The following is a 14,454-nucleotide window of genomic DNA, read 5'->3' as shown; positions in this document are numbered from 1 at the left end:
TTGGCCTACGCCGAGAGCAGCTCAGCGGCGTGTCGCAAGACGGGCGCGAGCGGCTCGCGCAGCTCGACGAGAGCGTTGGGGTTGCCGGGCAGGTTGACGATCAGAGTGCGCCCGCGCACAGCCGCCACGGCGCGCGACAGCGCGGCGAGCGGCGTGCGAGCGAACGAGTGCGCACGAACGAGCTCGGCGATTCCGGGCACCTCGCGGTCGGCTACCGCCAGTGTCGCCTCGGGTGTGCGGTCGTCGGCGGTGAGCCCCGTCCCGCCGCTCGTGAGCACCACCGCAACGCCCTCGCGATCGGCACACTCTCGCATGAAAGCGGCAAGCGCGGGGGGATCGTCGGGAAGAACAGCGAAACGTGCGACGCTCAGCCCCGCAGCGCGAGCGAGCGCACGGAGATGGGGCTCGGCGCGGTCGGGGCGCGCCCCGCTCGCCGCCCTGCTCGAAACGACGAGCAGCGCGCACGTTCCGACGCTGGCCGCGGCCTGCGCACCGGCGCGAGGTAGGTGGGCGGGGGCGCATTCGGTCGTGGTCACCAGTGCGGGCTCCTGGCGCCAGATGCCGCTGCGCCCTCCGCGCTTCTCGATCACGCACGCGTCGCTTATCGCCGCCCCCGGCTCGACCGCCTTGACCATGTCGTAGAGGGCGAGGGCCGCGCTCGTGCAGGCGACAAGCGCCTCGAGCTCGACGCCGGTGCGAGCGTGGGCGCGCGCTGTCGCCTCGATCGAGACGCGGCCGAGCTCAGGTTTGGGCGCGATCGCGACGTCGACGTGGGCGAGCGGCAGTGGATGTGCCAGCGGCACGATCTCCGCCGTGCGCTTGGCGGCCTGGATGCCGGCGAGCCGCGCCACTGCGATCGCGTCGCCCTTGGGAAGGCCGCCATCGGCAAGCGCAGCGCAGGTGGCGGTGCTCGCTCGCAGCGTCGCGCGCGCCCGCGCAAAACGCTCGCTCAACGGCTTTTCGCCGACGTCGACCATGCACGCACGCCCCGCGCTGTCGAGGTGGGTCAGGGCGACCGGCGTGCCGCCCGCCGCGCTGCCATTCGTGCCCGCTCCGGCCACAGCTCCTCGTCCGCCGCTACCGGGAGCCGAGTCGCTCGGTTCGATCGTCACGGCGCCACCGTAAGCAGCCGTCAGCCGGCACCGTCTCGCCACACCGTCGAGCGCGACGGCCACTGTTTGCGACAGCACGGCACACAGCGCCGAGCACCGCCCGCCCTACGTTCGTCCCGTGCGTGTACGCGTACTGCTTTTCGCTTCGCTGCGCGAGGCCTTCGGTCGGCGCCACGTCGACCTCGAGCTCGACCCCGGGAGCGATGCCGCCGCGGCGCTGCGCGCTCTCGCCGAAATCGCCCAGCGCCGCGGGTCGCGCGCGGCGCTCGAACAGCGCTTCGTGTTGGCGATCAACGATCGCTGGGCCGATCCCGCCACGGCGCTGCGCAACGGCGACGTGCTCGTGCTCGTGCCGCCGGTAAGCGGAGGCAGCGCCGCCGACCGACAGCCGCCGCCGACGCACGTGAGCGTGCGGCTCACGTTCGAGAGCCTCGACGCCGACCCTCGCGACGAGGGGCGCTGCGCGCCCACCGACCCCCTGGTCGACGACGGCAGCGCGGGTGCGCGCGTCGTCTTCGAAGGGCGCACGCGCGACGTCGACGCACTCGAGTACGAAGCCCATCCGCCGCTGGCGCTCGCCGAACTCGAAGCGATTGCGCGGACGGCGCTCGAGCGCCACCACCTCCGCGGGCTGTCTATCGAGCACCGGCTGGGGCGCGTGCCGCGCGGCGAGACCTCGCTGCGCGTGGTGGCGGCGGCCCGCCACCGCAGCGAAGCGTTCGCCGCGGCCTGCGAGGTGGTCGACGAGATCAAGGCGCGCGTGGCCGTGTGGAAGGTCGAAATCGATCGCCACGGTCGACGACGCGCGAGCGGTCAGCTACCGCCGCGGCGGGCGCTGACGCTGGCGCGGTTCTTGCCAGCGGCGGCCGAGGTCGCGTGAGGCGATGAGCAAGCGGCGCAGTGCAGCGGGGCGCGACGCCAGGGCGGCGGACGAGGCGCTCTGTGCGGAGGCGCTCGCGCACACAGCGCTCAGCCGCCGAGCGATGGGCAGTCCCGCGCTCGTCGACTCCTTCGGCAGGGTCGCCCGCGACCTGCGTCTGTCGGTCACCGACCGCTGCAACCTGCGCTGCCGCTACTGCATGCCGGCCGAGGGGGTGCCCTACGCCCCGCGCACGGACCTCCTCACGATCGGCGAGACGGTGCGACTCGTCGCGCTGTTGGCGCGGCTCGGCATCCGGCGCCTGCGCATTACCGGCGGCGAGCCGCTGCTGCGCGGCGACCTCGTCGATCTCGCTGCGGCGCTGCGGCGCATTCCCGGAATCGAGCGGCTTGCGATCACCACCAACGGCGTGCTGCTCGAGCGCCGGGCCGCTGAGCTAGCGGCGGCCGGCATCAGCCACTTCAACGTCAGTGTCGACTCCCTGTCGGCACAGCGCTTCGCAGCGATAACGAGGCGACCGCTGCTGCGCCGCGTTCTCGCCGGCCTCGCCGCGCTCGAGCGCACACCCGGCGTCGAGCGGATCAAGGTCAACGTCGTGGCGACGCGTGACTTCAGCGACCGCGAGCTCTTCGCCTTCGTCGAGCTGGCACGCACCCACCCCTACGAGGTGCGCTTTCTCGAGTTCATGCCCCTCGACGGCGAACGCTCGTGGCGCCCGGACGCGGTCGTGACCGCCGCCGAGCTGCGCGAACGGATCGAGCGGCGGTACGCGCTCGAGGAGCTTCCTCGCCCGGCGGGCGCCACCGCGCGCGCGTACCGGTTCGCCGACGGCAGCGGCACGATCGCTTTCGTCAGCCCCGTCAGCGCCCCGTTCTGCGCCGACTGCACGCGCCTGCGCCTGACCGCCGACGGCCAGCTGAAAACCTGTTTGTTCGCGAGCGAAGAGCTCGATCTGCGCACACCGCTGCGCGCAGGCGCGAGCGACCGCGAGCTCGCTGCGTTGGTGCGCGGCGCGGTCGCCCGCAAACCGCGCGGACACGCCATCGGCACGGCGCACTTCGCCCCGCCGGAGCGGACGATGTCGGCGATCGGCGGATGAGCGCGGCGCAGGCCCGTGCGCGTCGCGGCCGCGAGCGTCGCGGCCAAGTTCGAGGTGGGCGCTGCCCCGGGGTCGTCGGGGTCGTGCTGGCCGGGGGACGGGGGTCGCGCATGGGGGGCGACAAGCCGCGGCAGCTTTTGGCCGGCACGCCGCTTCTGCGCTACCCGATCGCGGCTCTGGCGCGCGCCGGTTTGCCGGTGGCGGTCGTGACCAAGCCCGGCTGCTCCCTACCGCGTCCGCTACCGCCCGCGGTGCGGGTGCTGCGCGAAGAGGACAGCGACCACCATCCGCTGTGCGGCATCGTCCATGCGCTGCGCACGCTCGAGGCCGAGGCGATCGTCGCCGTCGCCTGCGACATGCCGTTCGTGCCCGCTCGCCTGATCGCCGCCCTGGCCGCCACAGCGGGCGTGGCGGCGGTGGCCACAAGCTCCGGCCTCGCCCCCTTTCCTGCCCGCTGGGAGCGCACCTGTCTGCCGCACCTCGAGGAGATGCTCGCGCGCGGGGCGTCGCTCCGCACAGCGCTCGCGACAGCGGGTTGTCGTGCGCTGCCGTTCGCCCGCGGAGTGACCGCCGGCGCCGACGCCTTCGACGTTACGAGCGGCGTGTCGCTAGTCGAAACGGCGCTCTTCGATATCGACACGCCGCGCGACCTCGCACGCGCAGCAACGCTTTGCACCGCCGCTCCGACCGCCGCGTCGGCGGTACCGCAGGAGCCGGTGAGCGCGCTGTCTCGCTAGCTCGTCCGGCCCCGCTCGGCGCGCACGACACCGCCGCCGAAGTCGGCCGCTTCGCGGGCGTAGCGGGCGAAGGCGACATCGACGGCCCAGGCCGCCCGCGGAGCGCCGACGCGCAAGCTTGCAGCAGCTAGCGCCCAGTCGTTTTGGTCGTTGTAGAGCGCCGCGAGCTCGGCGAGCGCGAACGCCCCGCCCAGCCTGCGGCGCAGCTCCTCGGTGAGCTCCCAGGCGGCATCATCGACATGCCGGTCGGGCTCGGCGAGCAGCCGCCGCTCGCCTTCTCGCCACTGTTCGAGTGCGCTCTCGACCTCGGGGTCCATTGTGCACTCCAAACCCTAGGCAGCACACAAGCTCGCCCGTCGCGCGAAAGAGCGCCCGGCGTTCGGTCCGCCGCAAACCGGCCGGAGGCAAGCTCTCAGCGAGGCGAGCGCTCGCCCTTCAGGACGAAGTAGGGGCGCTCGCCGACACGCACCATCCCGAGGGCACGCGCCTCGCGCTCGACAGCCGTTCCGCGCCGCAGCTCGGCGGCGCGGGCGCGCAGCCGCCGGTTCTCGCGCTCCAGCTGCTCGAGCGCCGCGCGCTCACGGCGAAGCTCGGCGCGCTGGGCGACCCAGCGCGTCGCCGGCTCGACATAGAGAGCGAGGATCGTGCCCAGGACCACAAGCAAGGCGCGGCGCGCGAGCGTGTCCCAGTCGATCCGCGCCCGCGCGGCCGACCGTCGCGCGGCTGTCGCTCGCCCCGCCGATGCCACAAAGCCGCTGTTCGCTGGCGCCGGCGCCGCTCCTGCCCGTGCGCGGGGATGCAAGAGACCCTGCGCCCCGCTCGCGCCGCGCCGGCGGGGCGCCGTCAGGCGCGCTGGCCGAGAGCCCGGAAGGCGCCCTTGCCCGGGTAGTAAGCGCGCCCCGCCAGCTGCTCTTCGATACGCAGCAGCTGGTTGTACTTGGCGGTGCGATCGCTCCGCGAGGGCGCGCCGGTCTTGATCTGTCCGCAGCCGGTGGCCACTGCCAGGTCGGCGATCGTCGTGTCCTCGGTTTCGCCCGAGCGGTGCGACACCACCGCCGTGTAGCCCGCGGCGAGCGCCGTGCGGACGGCTTCGAGCGTCTCGGTCAAGGTGCCGATCTGGTTGACCTTGACCAGGATCGAGTTGGCGACACCGCTCTCGATGCCGCGCCTGAGACGCTCGGGATTGGTGACGAAGAGGTCGTCGCCGACGAGCTGAACTCTCTGGCCAAGCCGGTCGGTGAGTGTGCGCCAGCCCTCCCAGTCCTCTTCGGCCATGCCGTCCTCGATCGACACGATCGGGTAGCGCTCGGCGAGATCGCTCCACAGCTCCGCGAGCTCGGCCGCCTGGAGCTCGCGCCCCTCGTGCTCGAGCACGTAGCGGCCGTCGCGCCACAGCTCGCTCGTCGCGGGATCGAGCGCGATCGCGACGTCCTCGCCCGGCTCGTAGCCCGCCGCCTCGATCGCCGCCACGAGCAGCTCGAGCGCCGCCTCATTCGACTCGACGTCGGGGGCGAAACCGCCTTCGTCGCCGACCGCCGTCGCAAGACCGCGTTCGCGCAGCGTGCGCTTGAGGGCGTGGAACACCTCGACCCCAATACGCAAGCCGTCGCTGAAGCGCTCGGCGCCGACGGGAACGATCATGAACTCCTGGAAGTCGACGCGATTGTCGGCGTGAGCACCGCCGTTCAGCACGTTCATCATCGGCACCGGCAGGACGTGGGCGTCTTCGCCACCCAGGTACCGCCACAGGGGCAGTCCGGCGTCGGCCGCAGCCGCCTTGGCCACCGCCAGCGACGCGCCGAGGATCGCGTTGGCACCGAGTCGCCCCTTGTTGGGAGTGCCGTCGAGCTCGATCAGCGTGCGGTCGATCCGCTCCTGGTCGGAAGCGTCGAGGCCGCGCAACGCGGCGTCGATCTCGCCGTTGACGTTGGCGACGGCGCGCGTCACCCCCTTGCCGGCCCAGCGCTCGCCACCATCGCGCAGCTCGACCGCCTCGAACTCGCCGGTCGACGCGCCGGAAGGCACGGCCGCTCGCCCGACGGCACCGGAAGCCAGTTCGACATCGACCTCGACGGTGGGGTTGCCGCGACTGTCGAGAATCTGCCGCCCGTGCACACGCTTGATCTCGCTCACGATTCAGCCTCCGGGGTCGGGGGATCGCTTGTCTTTTTGCGGAGCGCGATCGGCCGGCTCGAGCCGCGCCGCGAGCTCGTCCGCTGCGCGGCGGAGAGCGAGCTCGGGATCGGCGCCGAGAGCGAGCGCGAGCTCGACCGCGCAGAGCAGAATCCTTCCAGCTTCGTGCTCGCTGGCGCTGTCCGCCGCCGAGCGCTCTGCGTCGCTCTGGCCGCGGCCCGCGCGGTCGGCCTGCTCGGCTAGCGCGTGCGCGCACTCCGCGGCAGTGCGGTCGGGGAGGAGCCCGGCGGCCCGCGCCCGTCGCAGCACCTTGCGTGCCCGCAGCGTCGCCGGCAGGGTCGTGGCGATGTCGGCGAACGTCGCCCCGCCGCGCTCGCGGTGGCGCTTGACTTCGCTCCAGGTGCGCACGGCCTCGTCGGCGCTGGACGCACGCACGTCGCCGAAAACGTGCGGATGGCGGCGGATCAGCTTGCGGCGCAGCCCGTCGGCCACGACAGCGAAATCGCCGACGCCGCGCTCCTCCAAAAGCAGCGCCAGGAACACGACCTGGTAGAGGAGATCGCCGAGTTCGTCGATGAGTTTCGCGTCGTCGGCGGCGAGCGCCGCGTCCGCGACCTCGTACGCCTCCTCGACGGTGTGCGGAACGATCGTGCGCTCGTTCTGCTCGCGGTCCCACGGGCAGTCGCGGCGCAAACGGCGGGCTAGCCGATCGAGGCGCGCTAGCGCCACGGCAGCGGTCGGCGACGGCGTATCGGCAAGCGCGTAGTCGGCCCCCTCGGCGCTTTCGGCGGAGCTGCCGGCGCGTTCGTCGCCGTGGTCGTCCGCTCGCGCGCTCACAGGGAAGAGTTCTGCGCTAGGGGGTTCCGGGCGTTTGGCCGAGCCCACCGAGCCCCTGGAGTCCTGCCGCTTGCGACGGCTGCGGTTGCGCTGCGGCGCCCGACGGATTGGGGTTACCGCCCGAAGCGGGCGTGCGCCCGCGGGGCCGACCGGCCAGCGGCGGCCCGTTGTCGCACTCCGAGACCACGAAACGTTCCGCGCACACCGTCTCGGCACGCGAGCGCTCGCTGAACTCCTGAATGAACAGCGTCAGCGCCTTTTGCTGCTGGTCGCTCTCGAGCTGGCTGCGGATGGTGGCGCGGACGGTGGCGTTGAGCGGCTCGGTCCGAGCCGGACTGATGCGTTTGACGCGGAAGACGTAGAAGCCGAGCGCGGTGCGGAGCGGACCTACCAGCTGGTTGCGACGGGCCTTGAAGATCGCGTTGTCGAGCGCTCGCTCCTGGCTGCCGCGCGTGACACCCGTCAGCCGCCCGCCCTGCTGCTTGGAGACGTCGTCGGTCGAGTAGCGCCTCGCGACCTCCGCGAAGCTACGGCCGCGCTCGATCTCGCGCCGCGCCCGCAACGCTTGGGCGCGGGTGTCGGTCAGGACGAGCTCGACGTCGCGCCGCTCGGGTTGCGAGAACTGCTGCTTGTTGCGCTCGTAGTAGGAGACGATGTCGCTCTCGTCGATCGCTGCGGCACGGTCTTGCACACGCTGCTGGATGCGCTGCTGGAGCAGGCTCAGCTCGATCCGCTCGAGGATGTCGCGCTTCGTCATGCCCGTGCGGCGCAGGAACTGCTGGTAGCGCGCGTTGCCGTTCTTGCCGGGGAACGCCTGCCTCAGCTGCTCGTCGAAAGTGCGCTCGATTTCGGCCCGCGAGACGCGGATACCGGAGCGCCGCGCCTCGGCGCGCAACCACTCGCCCTGCACGAGGAAACGCATCACGTCGTCGCGCAGCTGCTCGTACTGCTCGCGGCACAGGCGCTTGAGCTCGGCGTCGCTGGGCGGTTTCGCGCCCTTGGCACGCGGTTCGCTCGCCGCGCGTTTGGCGGCGATGCAACGCCGGTAGGTGGGCGGGTCGGGAACCACCGGGCGCTGGCCGACCGTGCCGGTCGAGCGCGCCGCGATCGCCAGCCAGTGGTCGAACCGCTGTTTGCTGATGACCGTGTCGCCGACCTTTGCGACGGCACCCTCGGGCACCGACCTGCCACAGCCAGTGGCGCCCAGCGCGGTCGCGCACAGGAGCAGCGCGATCGCGCGAGCTGCTGTTCGTGGCTTCGCTGTCACGGTCATCGAGCGATAGTGCGCACCGGGAAACGCAGCGATCGGCGGCGGATGCTAGCGGAGCGTACCCGCGCTCCCGGCCGCTTCCTCGCGCACCGGAGCGCTCGCCACCTCGAGCACCGCCTCGGCCGCTTGCACGACCGCCGCGAAGCGCTGCTCGGGATCGTCGGGAACGCGGACGCGCAGGGTCGCGCGGCCGGACTCGTAGAAAGCCTCGGGGATCCGCTCACGCAGGGCGCGCACCTGGCGCGCGTCGAGCTCGAGCGGCGAGACGACCATCCGCCCCTGCCGAAACTCGACCGTGCGCGCCCCTGCCCGCCCCAGCTTGATGCGCGCGTCCTGGAGCTTGATGAGGTTGTCGAGGGGTTCGGGCACCGGACCGAAGCGGTCCTCGAGCTCGCGGCGCAACATGATCAGCTCGGCGACCTCGCGTGCACCGGCGATGCGCCGGTGCACGTCGATCTTCGCTGCCTCGTACGCGATGTAGTCGGATGGCACGTAGGCGTCGACGGGCACGTCGAGGCGCACCGGCTCGGGCTCGTCGGCCGCCTCGCCGGACAGCTCGGCGACAGCCTCCTCGAGCATCCGCACGTACAGCTCGAACCCGACCGCCGCGACGTGCCCGGACTGCTCCTCGCCGAGCAGGTTGCCGGCGCCCCGGATCTCGAGGTCGCGCATCGCTATCTGCAGACCGGAGCCGAGCTCGGTGTGGTCGGACAGCGTCGCTAGCCGCTGCCGCGCCTGCTCGGACAGTGCGGCCGCCGATGGGTAGAGGAGGTAGGCGTGCGCCCGCTCGCGCGAGCGTCCGACGCGGCCGCGGATCTGGTAGAGCTGCGCGAGCCCGAGCTCGTCGGCGCGCTCGACGATCAGCGTGTTGGCACGGGGTATGTCGATCCCCGATTCGATGATCGTCGTGCAGACGAGGATGTCCGCCTCGCCGCGCACGAAGCGCAACATCACCTGTTCGAGCTCGTCGTCCTCCATCTGACCGTGCGCGATTTCGACGCGCGCGTTGGGCACCAGCGCGCGCACCCGCTCGGCCGCCTCGGCGATCGTCTCGACACGGTTGTGGAGGTAGAAGACCTGTCCTTTCCGCTCGAGCTCGCGGCGGATCGCGCGGCGCACGACCTCTTCGTCCCACTCGCCGACGTAGGTTTGGACCGGACGGCGACCCTCGGGCGGCGTGCGGATCACCGACATGTCGCGCAGCCCCGACAGCGCCATCTGCAGCGTGCGTGGGATCGGCGTCGCCGACATCGAGAGCACGTCGACCTTGAGCCGCAGCTGGCGCAACAGCTCTTTCTGGCGGACCCCGAAACGCTGCTCCTCGTCGATGATGAGAAGACCGAGGTCTTTGGGCCGCACGTCGCGCGAGAGCAGCCTGTGCGTGCCGATCAGGATGTCGACGCGACCCTCGCTGAAGTCGCGTAGCACCGCACGCACCTCGCTCGGCGAGCGGAAGCGCGAAACGACTTCGATCCGTAGCGGCCAGTCGCGCATCCGCTCCGCGAAGGTGCCGTAGTGCTGCTGGGCGAGCACGGTGGTGGGGACGAGAAACAGCACTTGCTTGCCCGCGGTCGCAGCTTTGAAGGCAGCGCGCAGCGCGACCTCGGTCTTGCCGTAGCCGACGTCGCCGCAGATCAGGCGATCCATCGGCCGCGCCTCCTCCATGTCGGCGCGCACCGCCTCGATCGCCTCGAGCTGGTCGGGCGTCTCCTCGAACGGGAAGCGCTGCTCGAACTCGCGCTGCCACGCACCGTCGGGCGGGAAAGCGAAGCCGGCGCGCCGCCGCCGCTCCGCGTACAGCGTCAATAGCTCACCCGCCAGCTGCGTCGCCGCGCGCCGCGCGCGCAACTTCATCTGCTCCCACTGACGCCCGCCGAGTTTCGACAGCGGCGGGTCGGCGGCGTCGGCACCGACGTAGCGGCTGACCTTGTGGAGCTGGTCGGAGGGAACGAAAACGCGGTCGCCGTCCCGGAACTCGAGCTCCAGGTAGTCGCGCGTGACGCCCGCCACCGTGCGGGTCGTGAAACCGACGAAGCGAGCGATGCCGTGGTCCTCGTGGACGACAGCTACGCCGCTGCGCAGCTCGGTCATCGCCCGCAGCGCACGGCGGCTCTCGGCGGCAGCGTCGGGGCGGCGCCGGCGGCGCAGTAGTCGGTGCTCGGGGATCAGCGCGATCCGTCCGCCGGGCCAGACGAAACCATCGCGCAGCGTGCCCTGGGCGAACAGAACGGCAGCGCCCGGACCAAGGTCGTCGCCGATCTCGCGGGCACGTACGCGCTCGAGGTTGAGGAGCGCCCGTTCGAGCTCGCCCCGCCTACTCCAAGCGACGACCACCCGGTAGCCCGAGCGGACGAGCTTTTCGAGCTCAGCCTCGGCCTGGTGGAGGTCGCGCGCCACTGGTACCGCCGCCTGGGCGCGGAGTTCGTGTGCCTGTCCGCTTGCGACCGACGACAGGCGGAGCGCAACGCGCGCGTCGAGATCGCGCTCGAGCTCCGACGGCTCGACATAGAGGTGGCTGGCGTCGCGGCCGCCGAAGATCGCCTCGACCTCGTCCCACAGCTCGGAGAGCGAGGTCCGCACCTCGTCGCGGTCGACGACCGCCACGATCGCTTCGCTCGGAACCAAGTCGAGCAGGCGGCGGAAGCGATCGACCGGCAAAAGCTCGGCGATCTCGGGTCGCTCGTCGTCGGCGTGTGCGGCGAGCTCGGCGCGCTCGCGGTGCTCGCGCGCCAGCTCGGACACCGGCGCGATCTCCACCCGCTCGGCCTCGGCGAGCGTGCGCTGGGTGAATGTGGAGAACCAGGCGAGCCGCTCGATCTCGATGTCAAAGAGCTCGCAGCGCACCGCGCGCTCCTCGGTGGCGGGATAGATGTCGAGAATGTCGCCGCGGACCGCAAACTGGCCGCGCTCCTCGACCTGCTCGACGCGCTCGTAGCCGAGTTCGACGAGCTGCGCGACGCACTCGTCGAGGTCGAGCAGCTCGCCGCGCTCGATCACGAAGCCGCGCGGCCGCAGCTCGGGATCGGGAAGCTTTTCGGCGAGCGCCTGGACAGACGCCACGACCACCGGCTGCTCGCCGGCCGGACTGTCGATCAGGGCGTCCACCGCCGCGACGCGCAGACCGACAAGGTGGGGCGGTGGTGCGAGGTGCGACTCGTAGCGCACGCCGCGCGCCGGGAGGAGGCGGACGAGCCGCGGGGCGAGCAGCGCGCGCAGGTCGGCAGCGAGGTTTGCGGCGGCGCGGTCGTCGGCGACCACCACCAGCGCCGGACGTTTGTGCTCGGCTTCGAACAGCGAGCCGAGCACGAACGCGCGCATGCTCTGCGACACGAAGGCGTCGGTGCTTCCGCGCCTCAGGTCATCGACGAGCGCGCGCACCGCCGGCTGCTCGGCACCGTCACGCACTACGGCTCGCAGCTCGCCCATCGCTCGCGACTCTACGCGCCGTCGGCGCCCAGCCCGCCGTCGGCGACCAGCCGCTCGAGAGCGTCAGCGGCCGCCGCGATCAGTTCGCGCACCGCCGCTTCCGGCTCGTCGAAGCGCCCGAGAACCCAGCGCGAGACGATTTCGGGATCGGTGCTGTCGGGCCGCCCGACCCCGACGCGGACGCGCCAGAAATCGCTGCTGGCGAGCCCCTCGCGCACCGATTTGAGCCCGCGGTGGCCGGCCGTGCCGCCACCCTGTTTGACGCGCACGACGCCGAAGGGGAGGTCGATCTCGTCGTGAACCACCACCACCTGTTCGGGCGCCACGCGCAGCGCACCGCGGGCGGCGGAGACGCTGCGCCCCGACTCGTTCATGAAGGTGTGCGGCAGCAAAAGCGCGACGCGGGGACCGCCAGCGCCGGCGCGTCCCGTCGCGAACTCGCCGGCGTAGCGCCGTTCGAAACGGTCGACACCCCAGCGGCGCGCCACCTCGCGAACGACGTCGAAACCGACGTTGTGCCGCGTGCGCTCGTAGCGCGGACCGGGGTTGCCGAGCCCGACGACAAGGAAAGCGACCCGGCTGGACGGCGCCGCCCCGGCGCCGGCAGGCCGGCTCAGGAGCTCTCGCCCTCCCCTTCGCCCTGGGAGTCGCCGCGGCCGGCGACCTCCGGCTCCTCTTCGGCGCCGGCCTCGCCCTCATCCTCGCGCGTCGGCGGGACGATCGTCGCGACCACGTCGTCGGGATCGCCGAGGATCGTCACGCCCGCGGGCGGCTCGACCTCGCCCAGTGTGAGCGTCGAACCGAGCTCGAGCCGCGACACGTCGGCGAGGATCTTCTCGGGCAGGTCGCTGGCGAGCGCCTCGATCTCGACCTCCCAGAGCACGTGGTCGAGCACGCCGCCCTGGCGGACGCCCGGCGCGTCGTCGCCGCCGGCGAGCTCGAGCGGCACGACCGCGGTGACCCGCTCGTCGAGCCGCACCTGCTGCAGATCGACGTGGATGACCACGTCGCGCACGGGATCGAGCTGCTGCTCCTTGACGACCGCCGGCGCCGGCTTGCCGCTCCCGACCTTGACGTCGATGACGGTGGCACCCTCGGCGAGCACCTGCCGCAGACGGCCCGCCGGAACCTTGAAGGGCAGCGGCTCGTGCCCGGCGCCGTAGATGACGCCGGGAATCAGGCCGGCGCGGCGCAGGCGACGGGCGGCGCGCGAGCCGAGCTCGGCGCGCTCCTCGACTTCCAGCAGCGGTCGTTGGGCTCCTGCCACGAGCGCGCGAGTGTAGCGCCAAAACGGCGTCGCCGCGCCCCGGCCGGCGGCTCAAGCGGTTGCGGTACGGGCGGCGGTAGCTGTGTTCGCCCGGTGGCGGTCGGTGGCTGTGCCCGCCCGCCGCCCGTCGGTGACTGTGCCCGCACTGGGCGTGGGGGCGGCTGCGCCCGCCGTGTCTTGCGCCCGCTTCCGGCGCTCGACGACACGCGCAAGGAAAGCAGCGAGCTCGGCGGGCGCGACTGCGGGCAGCCCGGCGAGCGCCGCCGCCGACGGCCGTGGCCCGTAGAAGCCGTGCGCCGACGCCGCCAGCGTCTCCCAGCCATCGTCCGGCAGTGGCAGCGCCAGAAGGTCGGGGCTGCCGGGCCCGTCGGCCCCGGCCGCCGACACAGCACGTTCGAGCGCCGCCACCACCGCGCCGTCGTCGGGCGGCAGCGCGATCACGAGCGTGACTGGATCGTCGTCGCCGACGACACGGGCGTAGGCAGCGATCAGCTCGGGCGCGGCCGCGAGCTCGCGCCCGTCGGCGAGCAGGACGACTGCGCGCACGTCATCGCCGAGCGGCGCGGGCCGCTGGGCCGCGGCGCCGCTGGCGGCGGAGGCGGGCACGCTCGCCTGTGTTACCAGGCCGAGCGCTTGCGCGCACCGCTCGAGCAGCGCGACGGCGCTTGGGTCGTGCGGGTCGGCAGCGAGCGCGCGCGTCGTGTCGGCAAGCGCGTCGAGCCACGCGCCGGCGGCAAGCGCCGCGCGGGCGCGCTCGAGACGCTCGCCGGCGCGCTCGCGGTCAGCTTCGGTAACGGGCGCGAGCTCGGTCGCTGGTGTCGACGTGCGCTCGCTTGCCACCGCCAGCGAACGCACGAGCGCTACCGCGCCGGCGTAAACGTCCTCGGCAGCCAACCGTTCGAGCTCGACCTCTGCGAGGAGCCGGCGCCGGAAGGGCAACTCGCGCACCAAGAGCTCGGCGAAGCGGCGGCCGCGCGCACCGAGATTCATGTTGTTGCCGTGCCAGCGGTAGCGGTAGACGCACTGCGGCGTGTAGTCGACTGCGGCGACCGCGGCGACGCGCGTCGCGATCCACCAGTCTTCCCAAGCGCAGTCGGCGGGCAGCGGCGCGAAGCGGTCGGCGAGGCTCATCCGCACCGACATCGCGCCGCCGGAGATGAAGTTGCCGCGCAACAGCCGGCCGAGCACATCACCCCGCTGCGGCACGTGCCCGGTCGCCCGCCAGAACGACGGCTCGATCGTCGCCCCGTCGGCATCGATCACCTCCATGTCGCCGTAGACGAGGCCGACCTCGGGATGGCGGGAGAGGAACTCGGCGTGCAGCCGGGCACGCGACGGCGGCCACTCGTCGTCGCCCGACAGGAGCATCAAAACGTCGCCGTCGATCTCGCGCAGGCCGCGATTGAAGGCGGCTACCAAGCCGCGGTTCGGCTGGCGCACGTAACGCACGCGGTCGCTGTAGGGACGCACGAGCTCGGGGGTGCGATCGGGCGACCCGTCGTCGACGACGACGATCTGAAGCAGCTCGCGCGGATAGTCCTGAGCGAGCGCGCTCTCGATCGCGCGCACGATGAAGCGCTCGAAGGAGTAGGTGACGATCAAACAGCTGATCTTGGGTAGCGCGCCCACACCTGCACCTGCACCTGCACCTGCACCTGCACCCGAACCTGTTCCCCCGCCCGGCCCCGGGCGT

General features: G+C 72.4%; 13 protein-coding genes. 3 read left to right on the top strand and 10 right to left on the bottom strand.

Features of this window, described 5'->3' with window-relative positions:
- Positions 1–5 precede the first annotated feature (5 nt).
- Complete coding sequence (gene moaC / locus JDY09_RS01500) at positions 6–1,112, bottom strand: cyclic pyranopterin monophosphate synthase MoaC (RefSeq protein WP_274717162.1); 1,107 nt, start codon at positions 1,110–1,112, stop codon at positions 6–8.
- A gap of 118 nt (positions 1,113–1,230) precedes the next feature.
- On the opposite strand from moaC, the gene JDY09_RS01495 reads away from it, so the two are divergent.
- Genes JDY09_RS01495 through mobA form a run of 3 tightly spaced genes read left to right on the top strand, consistent with a single transcriptional unit; the run spans position 1,231 to position 3,828 of the window.
- Positions 1,231–1,992 (top strand): molybdenum cofactor biosynthesis protein MoaE, encoded by a 762-nt coding sequence (locus JDY09_RS01495; RefSeq protein ID WP_274717160.1) that lies wholly within the window; start codon positions 1,231–1,233, stop codon positions 1,990–1,992.
- 4 nt (positions 1,993–1,996) lie between these two features.
- Positions 1,997–3,091 (top strand): GTP 3',8-cyclase MoaA, encoded by a 1,095-nt coding sequence (gene moaA / locus JDY09_RS01490; RefSeq protein WP_274717158.1) that lies wholly within the window; start codon positions 1,997–1,999, stop codon positions 3,089–3,091.
- The gene (mobA, locus tag JDY09_RS01485; RefSeq protein ID WP_274717155.1) at positions 3,088–3,828 is read left to right on the top strand and encodes a molybdenum cofactor guanylyltransferase; all 741 of its coding nucleotides are present in this window, start codon (positions 3,088–3,090) and stop codon (positions 3,826–3,828) included. The genes moaA and mobA overlap by 4 nt, the downstream gene beginning before the upstream one ends.
- Here mobA and JDY09_RS01480 read toward each other — a convergent pair.
- From JDY09_RS01480 to JDY09_RS01440, 9 genes are all read right to left on the bottom strand, one after another.
- Positions 3,825–4,145, bottom strand: coding sequence for a hypothetical protein (locus JDY09_RS01480; protein ID WP_274717153.1), 321 nt, complete (start codon positions 4,143–4,145; stop codon positions 3,825–3,827). The two genes, mobA and JDY09_RS01480, sit on opposite strands and share 4 nt — an antisense overlap.
- A 95-nt stretch (positions 4,146–4,240) precedes the next feature.
- On the bottom strand, positions 4,241–4,576 hold the full coding sequence (locus JDY09_RS01475) for an FtsB family cell division protein (protein WP_274717151.1): 336 nt from the start codon (positions 4,574–4,576) through the stop codon (positions 4,241–4,243).
- 95 nt (positions 4,577–4,671) lie between these two features.
- On the bottom strand, positions 4,672–5,961 hold the full coding sequence (gene eno / locus JDY09_RS01470; RefSeq protein WP_274717149.1) for a phosphopyruvate hydratase: 1,290 nt from the start codon (positions 5,959–5,961) through the stop codon (positions 4,672–4,674).
- A 3-nt stretch (positions 5,962–5,964) separates the two neighbouring features.
- Entirely contained in the window at positions 5,965–6,798 is an 834-nt protein-coding gene (locus JDY09_RS01465) for a MazG nucleotide pyrophosphohydrolase domain-containing protein (RefSeq protein ID WP_274717147.1), read from the bottom strand.
- Between the two features lie 16 nt (positions 6,799–6,814).
- Positions 6,815–8,065 carry a peptidyl-prolyl cis-trans isomerase gene (locus JDY09_RS01460; RefSeq protein WP_274717145.1) on the bottom strand — a complete coding sequence of 417 codons (1,251 nt, stop codon included), beginning with the start codon at positions 8,063–8,065 and terminating at the stop codon, positions 6,815–6,817.
- 51 nt (positions 8,066–8,116) lie between these two features.
- On the bottom strand, positions 8,117–11,494 hold the full coding sequence (mfd, locus tag JDY09_RS01455) for a transcription-repair coupling factor (RefSeq protein ID WP_274717143.1): 3,378 nt from the start codon (positions 11,492–11,494) through the stop codon (positions 8,117–8,119).
- 11 nt (positions 11,495–11,505) lie between these two features.
- Positions 11,506–12,111: an aminoacyl-tRNA hydrolase gene (gene pth / locus JDY09_RS01450; protein WP_274717978.1), complete on the bottom strand. Its 606-nt coding sequence runs from the start codon at positions 12,109–12,111 to the stop codon at positions 11,506–11,508.
- Positions 12,108–12,761, bottom strand: coding sequence for a 50S ribosomal protein L25 (locus tag JDY09_RS01445; RefSeq protein WP_274717141.1), 654 nt, complete (start codon positions 12,759–12,761; stop codon positions 12,108–12,110). The genes pth and JDY09_RS01445 overlap by 4 nt, the downstream gene beginning before the upstream one ends.
- 51 nt (positions 12,762–12,812) lie before the next feature.
- Complete coding sequence (locus JDY09_RS01440; RefSeq protein ID WP_274717139.1) at positions 12,813–14,390, bottom strand: glycosyltransferase; 1,578 nt, start codon at positions 14,388–14,390, stop codon at positions 12,813–12,815.
- Positions 14,391–14,454: the final 64 nt, after the last annotated feature.

Origin of the sequence: Thermoleophilum album (assembly GCF_028867705.1) — a bacterium.
Lineage (GTDB): Bacteria > Actinomycetota > Thermoleophilia > Solirubrobacterales > Thermoleophilaceae > Thermoleophilum.
Note: the sequence above shows the minus strand (reverse complement) of the source record. Positions and strands in the feature narration are given on the sequence as shown.

Coding starts and splice junctions, on each gene's coding strand:
- mfd (WP_274717143.1), bottom strand. CDS start 11,494: ATGGGCGAGCTGCGAGCCGTAGTGCGTGACGGTGCCGAGCAGCCGGCG.
- JDY09_RS01480 (WP_274717153.1), bottom strand. CDS start 4,145: ATGGACCCCGAGGTCGAGAGCGCACTCGAACAGTGGCGAGAAGGCGAG.
- moaA (WP_274717158.1), top strand. CDS start 1,997: ATGAGCAAGCGGCGCAGTGCAGCGGGGCGCGACGCCAGGGCGGCGGAC.
- mobA (WP_274717155.1), top strand. CDS start 3,088: ATGAGCGCGGCGCAGGCCCGTGCGCGTCGCGGCCGCGAGCGTCGCGGC.